Annotated in this window: 15 protein-coding genes; 9 read left to right on the forward strand and 6 right to left on the reverse strand. The window is 58.5% G+C overall.

Going from position 1 to position 16550, the window contains the following annotated elements; all coding sequences use genetic code 11:
- Positions 1 to 3 precede the first annotated feature (3 nt).
- The 3 genes from znuA (at position 4) to lpxM (ending at position 3420) form a co-directional block, all read left to right on the forward strand.
- On the forward strand, positions 4 to 975 hold the full coding sequence (gene znuA / locus ABVR31_RS08530; RefSeq protein WP_372772427.1) for a zinc ABC transporter substrate-binding protein ZnuA: 972 nt from the start codon (positions 4 to 6) through the stop codon (positions 973 to 975).
- Between the two features lie 14 nt (positions 976 to 989).
- The gene (gene mepM / locus ABVR31_RS08535) at positions 990 to 2318 is read left to right on the forward strand and encodes a murein DD-endopeptidase MepM (protein WP_031280193.1); all 1329 of its coding nucleotides are present in this window, start codon (positions 990 to 992) and stop codon (positions 2316 to 2318) included.
- A 127-nt stretch (positions 2319 to 2445) separates the two neighbouring features.
- Positions 2446 to 3420 carry a lauroyl-Kdo(2)-lipid IV(A) myristoyltransferase gene (gene lpxM, locus ABVR31_RS08540; RefSeq protein ID WP_058757512.1) on the forward strand — a complete coding sequence of 325 codons (975 nt, stop codon included), beginning with the start codon at positions 2446 to 2448 and terminating at the stop codon, positions 3418 to 3420.
- 44 nt (positions 3421 to 3464) lie between these two features.
- Here lpxM and ABVR31_RS08545 read toward each other — a convergent pair whose 3' ends face one another.
- The 3 genes from ABVR31_RS08545 to ABVR31_RS08555 all read right to left on the reverse strand — a co-directional run bounded on the left by ABVR31_RS08545 (position 3465) and on the right by ABVR31_RS08555 (position 7212).
- Complete coding sequence (locus ABVR31_RS08545) at positions 3465 to 4700, reverse strand: MFS transporter (RefSeq protein WP_372772430.1); 1236 nt, start codon at positions 4698 to 4700, stop codon at positions 3465 to 3467.
- A 92-nt stretch (positions 4701 to 4792) separates the two neighbouring features.
- Positions 4793 to 6235: a pyruvate kinase gene (pyk, locus tag ABVR31_RS08550; RefSeq protein ID WP_021509977.1), complete on the reverse strand. Its 1443-nt coding sequence runs from the start codon at positions 6233 to 6235 to the stop codon at positions 4793 to 4795.
- A 107-nt stretch (positions 6236 to 6342) separates the two neighbouring features.
- Entirely contained in the window at positions 6343 to 7212 is an 870-nt protein-coding gene (locus ABVR31_RS08555) for a MurR/RpiR family transcriptional regulator (RefSeq protein ID WP_372772432.1), read from the reverse strand.
- 373 nt (positions 7213 to 7585) lie between these two features.
- On the opposite strand from ABVR31_RS08555, the gene zwf reads away from it, so the two are divergent.
- Positions 7586 to 9061: a glucose-6-phosphate dehydrogenase gene (zwf, locus tag ABVR31_RS08560; protein WP_021509979.1), complete on the forward strand. Its 1476-nt coding sequence runs from the start codon at positions 7586 to 7588 to the stop codon at positions 9059 to 9061.
- A gap of 280 nt (positions 9062 to 9341) precedes the next feature.
- The gene (locus tag ABVR31_RS08565) at positions 9342 to 9989 is read left to right on the forward strand and encodes a bifunctional 4-hydroxy-2-oxoglutarate aldolase/2-dehydro-3-deoxy-phosphogluconate aldolase (protein ID WP_058757515.1); all 648 of its coding nucleotides are present in this window, start codon (positions 9342 to 9344) and stop codon (positions 9987 to 9989) included.
- A gap of 85 nt (positions 9990 to 10074) precedes the next feature.
- On the opposite strand, the gene purT is transcribed toward ABVR31_RS08565, so the two are convergent.
- The gene (gene purT / locus ABVR31_RS08570) at positions 10075 to 11253 is read right to left on the reverse strand and encodes a formate-dependent phosphoribosylglycinamide formyltransferase (RefSeq protein ID WP_372772435.1); all 1179 of its coding nucleotides are present in this window, start codon (positions 11251 to 11253) and stop codon (positions 10075 to 10077) included.
- A gap of 161 nt (positions 11254 to 11414) precedes the next feature.
- Here purT and ABVR31_RS08575 point away from each other — a divergent pair, with 161 nt between their 5' ends.
- Together ABVR31_RS08575 and ABVR31_RS08580 are read left to right on the forward strand one after the other, a co-directional pair.
- A complete protein-coding gene (locus ABVR31_RS08575; RefSeq protein WP_215480383.1) occupies positions 11415 to 12056 on the forward strand; it encodes a tellurite resistance TerB family protein in 642 nt (213 codons plus the stop codon).
- Positions 12057 to 12175: 119 nt separating this feature from the next.
- On the forward strand, positions 12176 to 14239 hold the full coding sequence (locus tag ABVR31_RS08580) for a prolyl oligopeptidase family serine peptidase (RefSeq protein ID WP_372772437.1): 2064 nt from the start codon (positions 12176 to 12178) through the stop codon (positions 14237 to 14239).
- Here ABVR31_RS08580 and exoX read toward each other — a convergent pair.
- Both exoX and ABVR31_RS08590 read right to left on the reverse strand, forming a co-directional pair.
- Positions 14233 to 14901, reverse strand: a complete 669-nt coding sequence (exoX, locus tag ABVR31_RS08585) for an exodeoxyribonuclease X (RefSeq protein WP_288443088.1) — start codon at positions 14899 to 14901, stop codon at positions 14233 to 14235. The genes ABVR31_RS08580 and exoX overlap by 7 nt on opposite strands.
- A gap of 3 nt (positions 14902 to 14904) precedes the next feature.
- A complete protein-coding gene (locus tag ABVR31_RS08590) occupies positions 14905 to 15135 on the reverse strand; it encodes a DNA polymerase III subunit theta (protein ID WP_010616356.1) in 231 nt (76 codons plus the stop codon).
- 153 nt (positions 15136 to 15288) lie between these two features.
- On the opposite strand from ABVR31_RS08590, the gene copC reads away from it, so the two are divergent.
- Positions 15289 to 15666 (forward strand): copper homeostasis periplasmic binding protein CopC, encoded by a 378-nt coding sequence (gene copC, locus ABVR31_RS08595; RefSeq protein WP_059009744.1) that lies wholly within the window; start codon positions 15289 to 15291, stop codon positions 15664 to 15666.
- Positions 15666 to 16547 (forward strand): copper homeostasis membrane protein CopD, encoded by an 882-nt coding sequence (gene copD, locus ABVR31_RS08600; RefSeq protein ID WP_372772440.1) that lies wholly within the window; start codon positions 15666 to 15668, stop codon positions 16545 to 16547. Before copC ends, copD begins: the two co-directional genes overlap by 1 nt.
- Positions 16548 to 16550 lie beyond the last annotated feature (3 nt).

Consider the following 16550-nt stretch of genomic DNA (forward strand, 5'->3'; position numbering starts at 1 on the left):
ATTATGTTACACAATAAAAAGCGCCTGGCTTTTACCCTTTCTGCGGCGACGTTAAGCCTCGCCACCACGTTTTCCGCGCAGTCTGCGGTGGTGGCTTCAATCAAGCCTCTCGGATTTATCGCAGCCGCCATTGCCGATGGCATTACGCCGGTTGAAGTATTGCTGCCGGACGGTGCCTCAGAGCACGATTATGCCTTACGGCCATCCGATGTAAAACGTATTAAAAACGCTGACTTAGTAGTATGGACCGGTCCGGAGATGGAAGCCTTTCTGACGAAGTCCGCCGGGGAGTTACCGGCCAGTAAGAACCTCGAAATTGCCGCCTTGCCTGGCGTAAAACCGCTATTGATTAGCGGCGGTGAAGATGAGGACGAACATGAGCACGGTCACGATCACGACCATGACTCAGACAATTCTGAGAACCAGGACCCGTCTCATACTCATCATCACCACGGCGAGTTTAATATGCACCTGTGGATGTCGCCGGAGATTGCGAAACAATCTGCTGTTGCAATCCACGGAAAATTATTGGAACTTATGCCGCAAAGCAAAGCCAAACTTGACGCCAACCTGCAGCAGTTTGAGGCACAATTGGCGGACACAGACAAACGGATTGGCGCACAACTCGCGCCGGTACGGAACAAGGGTTATTTCGTTTTTCACGACGCTTACAGCTACTTTGAGAAACATTACGGTTTATCACCATTAGGTCATTTTACCGTCAATCCTGAGATCCAGCCGGGCGCCCAGCGTTTACATCAAATACGAACACAGTTGGTTGAGCAGAAAGCAGTCTGCGCTTTTGCTGAACCACAATTCAGGCCGGCGGTCATCGATGCCGTGTCTCGCGGAACCAGCGTGCGTAAAGGCACCCTCGACCCGTTAGGCATGGGAATCAGCTTAACCAAAGACAGCTACGTGAAATTCCTCTCACAGCTGTCAAGCCAGTATGCGAGCTGCCTGAATGGAGCATAGAGGAATAGGTAAAAGTGCAGCAGATAGCCCGCTCTGTCGCCCTCGCATTTAATAATTTGCCGCGCCCCCACCGCGTTATGCTGGGGTCACTCACCGTTGTTACACTGGCCGTCGCTGTCTGGCGGCCTTACGTCTATCATCCCCGCGATGTTGCGCCCATCGTGAAAGACATCACGCTGGACAAAAACGAGCTGCGCACGCTGCTGCCGGAAGCCAGTGAACCGATCGATCAAACCACGGCGGAACCGGAAGACGAGATCCCGTCGGATGACATTGATAAAGACGTGCCGGTTAATCCCGATCAGCATGATTACACCGTTTCCTCAGGCGATACGCTGAGCAGCGCGCTTAATCAGTACGGTATCGATCTCGGTGACATTAATGCGCTGGTCAGCAGCGACAAGAGTTTGCGTAATCTGCGCGTGGGGCAGCAACTGAGCTGGACGCTGGATGCTGATGGCGCGCTGCAGGACTTCACCTGGGAGATTGATCGGCGTGAAACCCGCACCTATGCGCGTCAGCCGAACGGCAGCTTTAAGATGCAGCAGGAGATGCAGAAGGGTGAATGGCAGAACAGCGTTCTGAAAGGCGAAGTGCGCGGCAGTTTCGCCGCCAGCGCCCAGCGCGCCGGCCTGACCAGCGCCGAAACCAGCAGCGTGATTAAAGCGATGCAGTGGCAGATGGATTTCCGCAAACTGCGCGCCGGCGATGACTTTAGCGTACTGATGTCGCGCGAGATGCTGGACGGCAAGAGTGCGCAGAGCCAGCTGCTCGGCGTGCGTTTGCGCACCGGCGGTAAAGATTACTACGCGTTCCGCGCGGAAGACGGCAAGTTCTACGACCGCAACGGCTCCGGTCTTGCGCGGGGCTTCATGCGCTTCCCGACGGTCAAGCAGTACCGTGTCTCGTCAAACTTCAATCCGCGCCGCCTCAATCCGGTGACCGGGCGCATCGCGCCGCATAAAGGCGTCGATTTTGCGCTGCCGATTGGTACGCCTGTACTGGCCGTCGGCGATGGCGAAGTGGTGATCGCGAAAAACGGCGGAGCCGCCGGTAACTACGTCGCGATCCGTCACGGTCGCCAGTACATGACCCGCTACATGCATCTGAGCAAAGCGCTGGTGAAACCGGGACAGAAAGTGAAACGCGGCGATCGCATCGCGCTTTCCGGTAACACCGGTCGCTCTACCGGACCGCATCTGCATTATGAAGTGTGGATCAACAACCAGGCGGTCAACCCGCTGACGGCGAAATTGCCGCGCATGGAAGGGCTGACCGGTAAAGATCGCAGCACCTATCTGGCGCAGGTGAAGAGTTATCTGCCACAGCTGACGCTGAAATAACGTTAATTTCCGGGCAAACGCGCAAAAACCGACGGATTCTTCGTCGGTTTTTTGCTATCTGGCCTGTGAAGATTGCAAAATTACCTGCCGTCACTATTATTGAGCCGTCATTGTCAGAGGCGAGTGCATGGAAACCCGAAAAAAAAATAACAGTGAGTTTATTCCCGTTTTTCAACGTTCTTTTTTAAAGCCGAAATACTGGGGCAGCTGGCTGGCGATTGGTGCGCTGGCCGGTATGGCGATGCTGCCGGCCAGGGTGCGCGATCCAGTGCTGGGCGGGCTGGGTAAGTTTGCCGGCAAGCTGGCGAAAAGTGCGCGCCGCCGTGCGCTGATCAATCTCTATTATTGCCTGCCGGAGCTCAGCGAAGCGCAGCGCGAAGAGATTGCTGATCGTATGTTTGCCACCGCGCCGCAGGCGATGGTGATGATGGCCGAGCTGGGGATGCGTAATCCTGAACGCGTGCGCCAGCGCGTTGAGTGGCACGGCCGCGAGATCATCACGGCGCTGCAGGAGAATCATGAGAACGTGATTTTCCTCGTGCCGCACGGCTGGGGCGTGGATATTCCGGCGATGCTGCTGGCTTCGGAAGGCCAGATGATGGCGGCGATGTTCCACAATCAAAGCGATCCGCTGATGGATTATATCTGGAACACCGTCCGTCGCCGTTTTGGTGGCCGCATGCACGCGCGCAACGACGGCATCAAACCGTTTATCGCCTCGGTGCGTCAGGGCTATTACGGCTACTATCTGCCGGACCAGGATCACGGTGCTGAGCACAGCGAGTTTGTCGATTTCTTTGCTACCTATAAAGCGACATTACCGGCGGTCGGGCGTCTGATGAAAGTGTGCCGCGCGCGCGTCGTGCCGCTGTTCCCGGTGTATAACAGCGCGACGCACAAGCTGGAGATTTATGTGCGCCCGCCGATGGACGATTTGCTGGATGCCGATGACACCACGCTGGCGCGGCGCATGAACGAAGAGGTGGAAATCTTCGTGCGCCCGCATCCGGAGCAGTACACATGGATTCTCAAACTGCTGAAGACGCGTAAAGAAGGGGATATTGAGCCTTACGCGCGTAAGGATTTGTACCCGCGTAAATAGCTAACGCGTGCTGAACCGTGCCGCCCGGCACGGTTCGTCATCACTCATTCGACGCTTGTCAGGCGACTGCGCCGCTTGCGCTCGCGCAGGAACAGCGTCACCAGGCCAAACCACAACACGCCGGCGACGGAGTTAATCGCGCTGAACCACGGCGTACCGCCGCTGAAATAACCGCTTTTTGCCACTTCAATCCCTGCCGCCAGCGTCAGAATGCTGATCATCCCCAGCATGGCGGCGATGCTGCCTTTGCCTTCGCTGCTGGAATAGAGCGTCAACCGGTACAGCCCGGCGTTGACCATCCCGGCACCAAACGCATACAGGCTAAGACCGGCGGTGAGCAGCAGGTAACTGTGGCTGTTGAGTAGGTTCGCCACCAGCGCGATGCTCAGGCCGAGCAGAATCGGCCAGGCGGCAAATTTCACCGGTTGCTCGATGGCCACGCGTCCCGCCAGTTTGCCCAGCGTCAGGTTACCGGCGATCATCGCCAGAAACACCGGTAATTGCAGCAATGCATACTGCAGGCGGGATAAGCCCTCTTCATGCATCAGAATAACCGGCGACAGCGCCACCCAGGTAAGAATCGGGATGAACACCAGGCCGATAGCGAAGGAGCCGTACATCACCTGCTTATCGCGCGCCAGCCGTCCGTAGCCGCGCGCCAGGTTCGGTAACGCAATGGAGTGGCTGCGATCGCCGGCGGTTTCCGGCATGATGCGCCACAGCACCACAAACGCCAGCAGGCTGCAAACCGCAAACAGCCAGAACATGCTGCGCCATTCGCCCACCGTTAGCCAGGCGGCACCGGCCAGCGGACCCGCCAGCGGTGCCAGCAGCGCCACGTTAGCCATCAGCGCCATCATGCGCACAGCTAACGCCTCGTCAAACGCCTCCTGCACTGCGGCATAGCTTACTGCGCCAATGAAGCACAGGCTGATGCCCTGGATAAAACGCAGCGTAACGAACTGCTCGATGTTGCTCACCCAGGTGGTGAGAACACAGGCGGCGGCAAAGAACAGAATGCCGAACAGCAATACCGGACGCCGGCCATATTTATCCGACAGCGGACCGAGCAGCCACTGCAGCACCACGCCGCCCATCAGATAGGCAGTGAGTGAGGTGGATACCCATTCCGGACCGACGTTAAACTCGGCGGTGACCAGCAGCATGCCGGGCTGAATCATGTCATGGGCGATGTAGGTCGCGAACTCAAACAGCACCAGCGCCAGCGGAAACAGCAGCACGCGCCCGGTGAGTTGACTGATGGGTTGATAGCGGGCCATCTGGCCTCCTTGTCAGTGAAAAATAAAACGCGACTGCCAGGCAGTCGCGTTTGTCCATGTTGTTACAGCCGCTGTCAGGAGGTGCGTAAAACTCAGTCTACGCGCAGGACACGGCTGGTGTTGGTGGTGCCGGTGGTCGCCATCACGTCGCCCTGGGTGACAATTACCAGGTCGCCGGAGACGAGGAACCCTTTGTCGCGCAGCAGATTAACCGCATCGTGCGCGGCGGCGACACCATCATTGTTGCTGTCAAAGAACACCGGCGTCACGCCACGGTACAGCGCGGTCAGGTTCAGGGTACGTTCATGACGTGACATTGCGAAGATCGGCAGACCGGAAGTGATGCGCGACGTCATCAGTGCGGTACGACCAGATTCGGTCATGGTAATGATGGCCGACACGCCCTGCAAATGGTTAGCGGCGTACATCGCCGACATGGCAATCGCTTCTTCGATGTTGTCAAACTGCACGTCCAGGCGGTGTTTGGATACGTTCACGCTTGGAATTTTTTCCGCGCCAAGACACACCTTCGCCATCGCCGACACGGTTTCCGCCGGATACTGACCGGCCGCCGTTTCCGCCGACAACATCACCGCATCGGTGCCGTCCAGCACGGCGTTTGCCACATCCATCACTTCCGCGCGGGTCGGCATCGGATTGGTGATCATCGACTCCATCATCTGGGTAGCCGTAATGATGGTGCGGTTCAGCTGACGCGCACGACGAATCAATGCTTTCTGAATGCCCACCAGTTCCGGATCGCCAATTTCCACGCCGAGATCGCCACGCGCCACCATCACCACGTCGGAGGCGAGGATGATGTCGTCCATCGCTTCCTGCGTTGCCACCGCTTCAGCGCGCTCGACTTTTGCCACCAGTTTGGCATCGCAGCCGGCATCGCGTGCCAGACGGCGCGCGTAGTTCATGTCTTCGCCGTTACGCGGGAAGGAGACCGCCAGATAGTCGACGCCAATTTTCGCCGCGGTAATGATATCCAGCTTATCTTTTTCGGTCAGCGCTTCGGCCGACAGGCCGCCGCCGAGCTTGTTGATGCCTTTATTGTTGGAGAGCGGGCCACCGACGGTCACTTCGGTGAACACTTTCACCCCCTGAACTTCCAGCACCTTCAGCTGCACACGACCGTCGTCCAGCAGCAGGATATCGCCCGGCACCACATCTTCCGGCAGGCCTTTATAGTCAATACCGACTTTCTCTTTGTCGCCTTCGCCTTTGCTCAGGTTGGCATCCAGCAGGAAGCGGTCACCGACATTGAGGAAAACTTTGCCTTCTTTGAAGGTTGATACGCGAATTTTAGGGCCTTGCAGATCGCCAAGAATGGCGACGTGGCGACCGAGTTTGGCCGCAATCTGCCGCACTTTATCGGCGCGCAGTTGATGATCTTCCGGGGTGCCGTGGGAGAAATTGAGTCGCACAACGTTAGCGCCCGCCGCGATGATTTTTTCGAGGTTGTTGTCGCGATCGGTGGCTGGGCCGAGGGTTGTAACGATCTTGGTTCTTCTGAGACGTCTGGACATGAAGGACTCCGTTGACAAAGTATCGTGTCGATCACAAGTGACACGCAATGGTCACTCATTCTATATGATCGAGGGGCTGTGATTCGACTCACATTGTGAATGTGATGTTAATTATTTTGCTGTGCACGTGATTCCGTCGCCGGCTTTTCGAGGCGCGACGCTTTCAGCGCCTCTTTTACCCGTTTGAGATTCTCGCGGAAAGCGGTACCGCGCTCCAGGGTAAAACCGGTTGCCAGCACGTCAACCACGGTGAGCTGCGCCAGGCGGGAAACCATCGGCAGATAGATGTCGGTATCTTCCGGTACATCCAGCGTCAGCGCCAGCGTGGCTTCATCTGCCAGCGGCGATCCGGGCGAGGTGATAGCCAGCACGGTGGAAGCGTTTACACGCGCCAGGCGAGCCAGTTCTATCATATTTTTGGTGCGGCCAGTATGCGATATCAGAACAAACACGTCATTTGGTCCACTATTTATGCAACTCATGCGCTGGATCACAATATCCTCGGACCAGATGACCGGCAGATTAAAACGCAGAAATTTATTGGTGGCATCATGCGCCACCACCGCTGAAGCACCGAGGCCGAAGAAGGCAATTTTGTGCGCCTGCGACAGCGCCTGCACCGCCTGATCGATCACCTGCATATCGAGCTGCTGACGCACGCGGCTGAGTCCCGCCAGCGCGGAATCGAAAATCTTGTGGCTGTAGCGTTCTACGCTGTCATTTTCTTCGACATCGCGACTGACCCAGCTCGGTCCTTTGGCCAGACTCTGTGCCAGCTGCAGCTTGAAATCGGGAAAGCCGCGCGTGCCCATGCGGTGACAGAAGCGGTTCACCGTCGGTTCGCTGACCTGCGCCGCCTGTGCCAGCGTGGCAATGCTCGAGTGCATCGCCTGCTGCGGCGCGGCCAGAATCTGTTCTGCCACTTTGCGTTCTGATTTGCTCAGCGCGGCCAGCTGCGCCTGTATTTGATCCAGCATGTTGTTAACCCGATGACCATCAATCACTTTTTTGCATTCACCCGTGCGTGAAATCGCTGCCAATTATGCGGAATATACCGTGTAATAGCCTGACGTACGCAGCGGCGGACAAATGTAACCGCGCTTTTTTTGTCATACTTTGATCGCTGCCGGGTTTTCGCCCGACAAACATCGAAACAGAAAAAGGCGCGTTAGCGCACTTCGCAACACGTTAAATGCGCCCCGGCGGTGCAGGATAATCACCTGTAACCGACCGCAGCCGGGTTGTCCTGGCGCGGTGAAAAAAGTACATTGTGCTGTAAGAAAATTACAATAAGGACCCGGCAGGATGAGGACGCTCAGGCCGGGTATATCCTGCAACGAGGAGAGGAAAATGGCGGTAACACAAACAGCCCAGGCATGCGATCTGGTGATTTTCGGTGCCAAAGGCGATCTTGCACGCCGGAAACTGTTGCCTTCACTGTATCAGCTGGAGAAAGCCGGTCAGATTCACGATACCACGCGCATTATTGGCGTGGGTCGCGCGGAGTGGGACAAAGAGGCCTACACCAAAGTGGTGCGTGAAGCGCTGGAAACCTTCATGAAGGAGAAGATTGACGAAGCGCTGTGGGACAAACTCAGCGGCCGTCTCGACTTCTGCAACCTCGACGTTAACGACACCTCGCACTTCTCGAAACTGGGCAAGATGCTGGATCAGAAAAACCGCGTCACCATCAACTACTTTGCCATGCCGCCGAGCACCTTTGGCGCCATCTGTGAAGGCCTGGGCGCCGCTAAACTCAACGCCAAACCGGCGCGCGTGGTGATGGAGAAGCCGCTCGGCACCTCGCTGGAGACCTCGCAGGAGATCAACGACAGCGTCGGTAAATTCTTCGATGAAAGCCAGGTGTTCCGTATCGACCATTACCTTGGTAAAGAGACGGTGCTCAACCTGCTGGCGCTGCGTTTTGCCAACTCGATTTTCGTCAATAACTGGGACAACCGCACCATCGACCACGTGCAGATCACCGTGGCGGAAGAGGTGGGTATCGAAGGCCGCTGGGGTTACTTCGATAAAGCCGGCCAGATGCGTGACATGATCCAGAACCACCTGCTGCAGATCCTGACCATGATCGCCATGTCGCCGCCGTCCGATCTCAGTGCTGACGCGATTCGTGATGAGAAGGTGAAAGTGCTGCGCTCGCTGCGTCGCATCGACCAGACCAACGTGCGCGAGAAAACCGTACGCGGTCAGTACACTGCCGGTTTTGTGCAGGGCAAAAAAGTGCCGGGCTACCTGGAAGAAGAGGGAGCTAACAAGCAGAGCAGCACCGAAACCTTCGTCGCCATCCGCGTGGATATCGATAACTGGCGCTGGGCGGGCGTGCCTTTCTACCTGCGCACCGGTAAGCGTCTGCCGACCAAGTGCTCAGAAGTGGTGGTGTACTTCAAAAACCCGGAAATGAACCTGTTTAAGGACTCTTACGCCGAGCTGCCGCAGAACAAGCTGACAATTCGTCTGCAGCCGGACGAGGGCGTGGATATTGAGATCCTCAACAAGGTGCCGGGTCTCGATCACAAGCACAAGCTGCAGACCACCAAGCTGGATCTGAGCTACTCCGAAACCTTCAATCAGTCGCATCTGGCGGATGCCTACGAGCGTCTGCTGCTGGAAACCATGCGCGGCATTCAGGCACTGTTTGTGCGCCGCGATGAGGTCGAAGCGGCGTGGACTTATGTCGATTCGATTATTGAAGCGTGGAATGCGGATGGCGACGCCTCCAAACCGTATCAGGCCGGCACCTGGGGCCCGGTCGCCTCGGTGGCGATGATCACCCGCGACGGCCGTTCGTGGAACGAGTTTGAATAACCGCTCCTCCATCGCTGACTGAGAAGTTTATGATAACGCCCCTGCGCTCATTGCCAGGGGCGTTTTGTTTTAAGCCAGCAAGGGTTTACCCATGGTCGCCATGAATGGCGACTCTGCAGACGGATGCGGAATGATGCGCACCAGGCAATCATTCGAAAATGAACCGCGGTTTCAAAAATTGATGATATCCAATAGACGTCCGTCCGGCCGATCTTGTATGGTAGGGCTCTCTTTCTGACAGCGTGACCGCGCGTCGGGCTGTCTCTCCTGAGGAAACGTAATGAAGAACTGGAAAACGAGTGCGGAACAGATTCTGACTACCGGCCCGGTTGTGCCGGTGATTGTCGTTAACAAGCTGGAACATGCGGTGCCAATGGCCAAAGCGCTGGTGGCAGGTGGCGTACGCGTGCTGGAAGTGACGCTGCGCACGCCGGTGGCGATGGATGCGCTGCGGGCAATGATCAAAGAAGTCCCGGAAGCGATTGTGGGTGCCGGCACGGTGATCAATACCCAGCAGCTGAAAGAAGTGACCGACGCCGGCGCGCAGTTTGTCATTAGCCCGGGGCTCACCGAACCGCTGCTCAAGGCGGCGGTGGAAGGCCCGGTGCCGCTGATTCCAGGCATCAGCACCGTGTCGGAACTGATGGTCGGCATGGATTATGGTTTGCGCGAGTTCAAGTTCTTCCCGGCAGAGGCTAACGGTGGCGTCAAAGCGCTGGCGGCGATTGGTGGTCCATTCCCACAGGTGCGTTTCTGCCCGACCGGCGGCATTTCACCGGCCAACTATCGTGACTATCTGGCGCTGAAAAGCGTGCTGTGTATTGGCGGCTCGTGGCTGGTGCCAAACGATGCGCTGGAGAGCGGAGACTGGGATCGTATTACGCAGCTGGCGCGTGAGGCTGTGGCAGGTGCGGCTTCACCCCGCTGATGGCGAATAGCGCTGCCGCGTAACTGCTACGCGGCAGCGGTCAAATTTTGCGGGTGGTGATGGCGCTGCGTCACCACCCGGGCAATCAGCCCTGAACCTGCACGGCCGCGGCGCTGGCAATGGCGCGGGCCACGGCATCATTGGTGCTGTCACCGGTCGCCAGCGCGACGCCCAGACGGCGCTGCCCCGCAATTTCCGGCTTACCAAACAGGCGCAGCTGCAGACCCGCACCGAGTGCGGCTTCCACATTCACAAACTGCACGTTGTGGCTATCGAGCTGTGGCAGGATCACCGCCGACGCTGCCGGTCCATACTGGCGAATGCCGCCAATCGGCAGGCCGAGGAAGGCGCGCACGTGCAGCGCGAACTCAGAGAGATCCTGCGAAATCAGCGTCACCATACCGGTATCGTGCGGACGTGGAGAGACTTCGCTGAACACCACTTCGTCGCCGCACACAAACAGCTCCACGCCAAACAGGCCGTAACCGCCGAGCGCTTTCACCACGTTAGCGGCGATATCCTGCGCGCGCTGCAGGGCCAGTTCGCTCATCTGCTGCGGCTGCCAGGATTCCCGATAATCACCGTCTTCCTGACGATGGCCAATTGGCGCGCAGAAGTGGATGCCGTCCACCGCGCTGATGGTCAGCAGGGTGATTTCAAAATCGAACTTCACGACGCCCTCGACGATCACCCGGCCCGCGCCCGCGCGTCCGCCTTGCTGCGCATAATCCCAGGCGTGATCCAGCTGGCTGGCTTCGCGAATGAAGCTCTGGCCTTTACCGGAGGAGCTCATTACCGGTTTCACGATGCAGGGGAAACCGATCTCATGCGCGGCCGCGACGAAACGCGCTTTGCTATCCGCAAACTGATAGGTTGAGGTCGGTAACGCCAGCTCTTCTGCCGCCAGACGGCGAATGCCTTCGCGGTTCATGGTCAGACGTGCAGCACGGGCCGTCGGCACCACTTTTTGCCCCTGCGCTTCCAGCTCCAGCAGTTTTTCGGTGGCGATGGCTTCAATTTCCGGCACCACAAAGTGGGGCTGCTCCTGCGCAATCAGCGCCGCCAGTGCATCACCGTCCAGCATGTTAATGACGTGGCTGCGATGCGCAACGTGCATCGCCGGGGCATCGGCATAGCGATCGACGGCGATCACTTCCACCCCGAGACGCTGACACTCCAGCGCCACCTCTTTGCCTAATTCACCTGAACCTAACAGCATGACACGCGTTGCGGCAGGACGCAGCGCGGTTCCGAGAGTCGTCATAATTTCACCTTAGCAGTCAAAATGCGCGCGCAGTATAAACGAAAACGTTTGCGTACTCACGCATTGCGCACGTCCGGCTTTGCCATACTTTGCCGGCTCTGACGTTAACTGACACAGCGTGCGGCAGCATAGTGAGCGGAAACTTAAACAGGAGTTAAACGATGAGTAACTGGCTGCAGCAAATTCAATCGGTTCTGGCAAAGAAGGGCGGTGACGGCAAATCAGGCGGCCTGAGCGATATGCTGGCACCCGGCGCGCTGGGTGGCCTGGCGGGTTTACTGGTTGCCAGCAAATCGTCGCGCAAGCTGTTAACCAAATACGGCGGCACCGCGCTGCTGGTCGGCGGCGGGGCGGCGGCAGGCGCGGTGCTGTGGAATAAATACAAGCAGCGCGTGCGGGAAACCCATCAGGATGAGCCTGCGTTTGGCCAGTTGCAGACGCCGCTCGACCAGCGCGCGGAGCGACTGGTAACCGCGCTGGTGTTTGCTGCGAAAAGCGACGGGCACATTGACGATCTCGAGCGCACGGCCATCGAACAGAATATCCATCAGGCCGGTTACGGTGCGCAGGCGGAAGCGCTGATTCAGCAGGCAATGAACCGTCCACTCGATCCGCAGTGGCTGGCCGCCGACGTGAAAAATGAAGAGGAAGCGCTGGAGCTCTATTTCCTTAGCTGTGCGGCGATCGATGTCGATCATTTCATGGAGCGCAGTTACCTCTCCGCGCTCGGCGATGCGCTAAAAATTCCGCAGGACGTGCGCGACGGTATTCAGCGCGACATCGCGGCGGAAAAAGCGGCCTGAGTCACGCCGGAGGCGGTTGCGGCGGCCTCCGGTTACACTTCGCGTGCGTTTCCGGCTTGGCTTCCTCTGCCAGAAGTGCCACGCTTGCAGGATGTCGTCTTTCAGGGAGAAACTCTGTAATGAATCAGCCGCAAGCGAAAAAAATCCCCCACCACATGACGTTACACGGCGAAACGCGCACCGATAACTATTTCTGGCTGCGTGATGATGACCGACAAAACCCCGAGGTACTGGCTTATCTGGAGGCGGAAAACGGCTACGGTAAAGCGATGATGGCTTCTCAGGATGCGCTGCAGGATCGGGTACTGAAAGAGATCATCGATCGGCTACCGGCGCAGGACCACTCGGTACCGTACGTTAAACGCGGCTACCGCTATCAAAGCCGTTACGAAGCCGGCAATGAGTACGCAGCCTATTTCCGCCAGCCGGTGGATGCGCCCGCCGACCAGCCGTGGCAACTGCTGCTGGATGGCAACCAGCGTGCGGCACACAGTGATTTTTACACCATGGGCACGCTGGATATCAGCCCGGATAACCAGGTGATGGCGCTGGCGGAAGATTTTTTATCGCGCCGCCAGTACGGCATCCGCTTTCGTAATCTCAACAGCGGCAGCTGGTATCCGGAGGTGCTGCGCGACGCGTCCTCCAGCGTGGCGTGGGCCAACGACTCACGCACCCTCTACTACGTACGCAAGCATCCGAAAACGCTGCTGGCTTATCAGGTGTGGCGTCACGAACTGGGGCATCCGCAGTCGGAAGATCAGCTGGTATATGAAGAGCAGGATGAGTCTTTCCACCTTAGCGTGCATAAAACCACCTCGGAACACTTCATCCTGATCGCGCTGTTCAGCACTACCACCAGTGAAATTCTGCTGATTGACGCGGAATATCCGGACGCACAGCCGCAGGTGTTTTGTCCGCGGCGGCGCGATCATGAATACAGCATCGATCACTACAATCACCAGTTCTTCATTCGCTCCAACCGCGACGGCAAAAATTTCGGCCTGTACCGCAGCGCGTGGCTGGCTGAAGATCGCTGGCAAACCCTGATCCCGCCGCGCGACCACGTGGTGATGGAAGATTTCCAGCTGTTTCGTAACTGGCTGGTGGTTGAAGAGCGCCAGCGCGGGGTAAATACCCTGCGCCAGATTAACTGGGCCAGCGGCGAGAGTTACGGTATTGCCTTTGACGATCCGGCCTATGTCACCTGGCTGGCCTACAACCCCACGCCGGAAAGTGACACGCTGCGCTACGGCTACTCGTCGATGACGACGCCGACCACGCTGTTCGAACTGAACATGGAGACCGGCGAGCGGCGCATTCTCAAGCAAACCCCGGTGCCGGGCTTTGACTCTGCCGACTACAAAAGTGAACACCTGTGGATCACGGTGCGCGACGGCACGGAAGTGCCGGTCTCACTGGTTTATCACCGCAAACACTTTCAGCGCGGCGCCAATCCGCTGCTGGCGTACGGCTACGGCGCGTATGGCAGCAGCATGGAGGCCAGTTTTGGCACCAGCCGCATCAGTTTGCTGGAGCGCGGTTTCATCTACGCGATTATCCACGTGCGCGGTGGCGGCGAGCTGGGCCAGCAGTGGTATGACGATGGCCGGCTGCAACATAAAATGAACAGCTTCACCGACTTCATTGATGTTACCGAAGCGCTGGTGGCGAAAGGCTATGGTAACCCGCAGCAGCTGTACGCCATGGGCGGCAGTGCCGGAGGCTTACTGATGGGCGGCGTGCTGAATATGGCCCCGCAGCTGTTTCACGGCGTGATCGCTCAGGTGCCGTTTGTCGATGTGGTCACGACCATGCTCGATCCGTCGATTCCGCTGACCACTGGTGAATATGATGAGTGGGGCAATCCGGAGCAGGCGGAATTCTATCGCTACATCCGCCAGTACAGCCCGTATGACAACGTGACGGCGCAGGCGTATCCGCACCTGCTGGTGACCACCGGGCTGCACGATTCGCAGGTACAGTACTGGGAGCCGGCGAAGTGGGTGGCAAAGCTGCGTGAGCTGCGCACCAACGATGCGCTGCTGTTACTCTGCACCGATATGGATTCCGGCCACGGCGGCAAATCAGGACGTTATAAATCCTATGAAGGCGTGGCGCAGGAGTTCACTTTCCTGATCGCCCTGGCGCAGGGCACGCTGCCGCCGCGCAGCGATTACTGAGTGTCCTTAACGTATTTGCGCAGCGTCTGCCGCAGCGGCGCGCGCAAATCACGTACGTTTTCCAGCACCCAGCGCAGATAGCCCGGATCTTTACGCGCGATGCTGCCGATGCTCTGACCACGATACTTACCAAACGGGAACACCTCGTCGCTGACCGGTGCCGGCTGGCAGCGACTCACCATCTCGCTGGCGCTCCAGCCGGAGGTTTCCATAATGCGGATCAGCAGCGCGGCGGTGACGTAGCAATCGTACAGCGCGCGGTGCGCGTGCAGGTCTTCCGGCGGCGACACCTCAAGTTTCAGGCTGTGACGCAGCGCCTGGTTACCGTATTTAATGCCCGGCCACAGCTGGCGCGCCAGCGTCATGGTGCAGATCCATTCGCCCGGCATCGTCGGCAGCATGCGCCGGTCAAAGCTGGCGTTATGTGCCACATAGTGCGGGCTACCGTGATAGCGGCCAATTGCCTCTTCGATGGTCGGTTTGCCTACCACCATGGCTTCAGTGATGCGGTGCACCGCCATCGCCTGACGACTGATGGGCCGATCCGGGCAGATCAGATCGCTCATCGGATTGACGATCTGGCCGTCAATGACATCCACCGACGCCACTTCCACCACGCCGCCCTGCAGGCCACAGGTTTCCGTATCGATTACGCGTAACATAAATTATTTCTGCTTAGGTTCGTAGGGCAGGCGGGAGAGGCTGAGCGATGCCTGGCGATAGGCCATCAGGCGCTGACGGAACCAGTCGCGCAGCGCTTCCGGCTGCTCGCGCTCCACCATCTCGGCGATCACCGGCATGTTGTAGCGCTCTTTAAACGCCACGCCAGCGGCGGCGAGATCGACGTTTACTTTGTCTTTCTCTTCCTGCGACAGCAGGGCAAGGTTTTGGCTCATGCTTTTCTCCTGATAAACAGGGGCAAAAATAATGGTTTCGCCCTGCTGGATCAAGGGAATTGGATCGCACCGCAAGTCTCGACAGCCTAAAAGCAGCGGCGTATCCTGCTGCCACATTTGCGGCGCAGTGCCGCAGTTAAAAGGGAAGACGTGATGATGAAAACTGCATCCAGGCGCGTTATCGCGCTACTGCTGGCGGGCGCGACGCTGGGCTTCAGCCAGCTGGCTCTGGCACATGCCCACCTGAAAGCCCCGGTGCCGGCGGATAACGCCGTGGTGGAGCGCGCGCCGCAGCAACTCACCCTGACATTTACCGAAGATATTGAACCGGCATTCAGCGGCGTGGAAATGACCAACGCGCAGCAGCAGCCGGTGGCGCTGGAGAAAGCCCAGCTGAATCCGCAGCAGCACGATCAGCTGATTGTGCCGATCGCCCAGCCGCTGGCGTCGGGCCAGTATCAGGTCAACTGGCACGTGCTGTCAGTGGACGGCCACAAAACCAAAGGTAGCTACAGCTTCAGCGTGAAGTAATGAGTCTTAGCGCGTTCTGGATCGTCCTGCGGGCGCTGCATTTTCTGGCGCTGTTTCTGCTGACCGGCAGTGCATTTTATACCGCGCTGCTGGCGCCGTCGCGCTACCGACCGGTGCTGGCACAGCGCTGGCGGCGGCTGATGGGATACAGCGCCGTGCTGAGTTTACTCAGTGCGCTGTTGATGCTGGCGGCGCAGACCGGGCTGATGAGCGGCGACTGGCGCAGTATCGCCAGCATCGACGTCTGGCTGGCGGTGCTGGGCACACGCTTCGGCGCGGTGTGGCGCTGGGTTATCCTGTTTGCCCTGCTCAGCACGCTGGCGCTGCGCCTGCGGGGTAATCTGCGCCAGCAGGCGTTACTGGCGACTGCGCTGTTGCAGCTGGTGGCACTGGCGGGCGTCGGCCATGCGGCGATGCGCGACGGCATGCCGGGACTGCTGCAGCAGGGGAATCATGCGCTGCACCTGATCGCGGCCGCCTTCTGGGCCGGTGGTCTGCTGCCGCTGCTGCTATTAATGCGCGAGGCGCGTAACATTGCCTGGCGCACCGATGCCATTCGCAGCATGATGCGCTTTTCACGCTATGGTCATCTGGCCGTGGCGCTGGCGATTGTTACCGGCACGGTCAACAGCCTGCTGATTGCCGGTACGCCGCTCAACTGGACCGCCACGCTGTGGAGCGAGCTGCTGGTGAGCAAAGCGCTGCTGGTGGCACTGATGGTGCTAATTGCGCTGCTTAATCGCTATCTGCTGGTGCCGCGTTTTCGCCTGGCCGCCAGCCGGGCACCGAAACTTTTTATCCGTCTGACGCAGCTCGAGCTGCTGCTGGCGTTGATTGTTATCGGGCTGGTGAGCGTGTTTGCTACGCTGTCGCCGGCCTGAATC

This window comes from Pantoea sp. WEP (assembly GCF_041678305.1).
Taxonomy (GTDB): Bacteria; Pseudomonadota; Gammaproteobacteria; order Enterobacterales; family Enterobacteriaceae; genus Pantoea; species Pantoea dispersa.

Bases quoted from the DNA above. Each gene is read 5' to 3' on its own strand.
- znuA (WP_372772427.1), top strand. From the start codon at position 4: ATGTTACACAATAAAAAGCGCCTGGCTTTTACCCTTTCTGCGGCGACG.
- lpxM (WP_058757512.1), top strand. From the start codon at position 2,446: ATGGAAACCCGAAAAAAAAATAACAGTGAGTTTATTCCCGTTTTTCAA.
- ABVR31_RS08545 (WP_372772430.1), bottom strand. From the start codon at position 4,700: ATGGCCCGCTATCAACCCATCAGTCAACTCACCGGGCGCGTGCTGCTG.
- pyk (WP_021509977.1), bottom strand. From the start codon at position 6,235: ATGTCCAGACGTCTCAGAAGAACCAAGATCGTTACAACCCTCGGCCCA.
- ABVR31_RS08555 (WP_372772432.1), bottom strand. From the start codon at position 7,212: ATGCTGGATCAAATACAGGCGCAGCTGGCCGCGCTGAGCAAATCAGAA.
- zwf (WP_021509979.1), top strand. From the start codon at position 7,586: ATGGCGGTAACACAAACAGCCCAGGCATGCGATCTGGTGATTTTCGGT.
- ABVR31_RS08565 (WP_058757515.1), top strand. From the start codon at position 9,342: ATGAAGAACTGGAAAACGAGTGCGGAACAGATTCTGACTACCGGCCCG.
- purT (WP_372772435.1), bottom strand. From the start codon at position 11,253: ATGACGACTCTCGGAACCGCGCTGCGTCCTGCCGCAACGCGTGTCATG.
- ABVR31_RS08575 (WP_215480383.1), top strand. From the start codon at position 11,415: ATGAGTAACTGGCTGCAGCAAATTCAATCGGTTCTGGCAAAGAAGGGC.
- ABVR31_RS08580 (WP_372772437.1), top strand. From the start codon at position 12,176: ATGAATCAGCCGCAAGCGAAAAAAATCCCCCACCACATGACGTTACAC.
- exoX (WP_288443088.1), bottom strand. From the start codon at position 14,901: ATGTTACGCGTAATCGATACGGAAACCTGTGGCCTGCAGGGCGGCGTG.
- ABVR31_RS08590 (WP_010616356.1), bottom strand. From the start codon at position 15,135: ATGAGCCAAAACCTTGCCCTGCTGTCGCAGGAAGAGAAAGACAAAGTA.
- copC (WP_059009744.1), top strand. From the start codon at position 15,289: ATGATGAAAACTGCATCCAGGCGCGTTATCGCGCTACTGCTGGCGGGC.
- copD (WP_372772440.1), top strand. From the start codon at position 15,666: ATGAGTCTTAGCGCGTTCTGGATCGTCCTGCGGGCGCTGCATTTTCTG.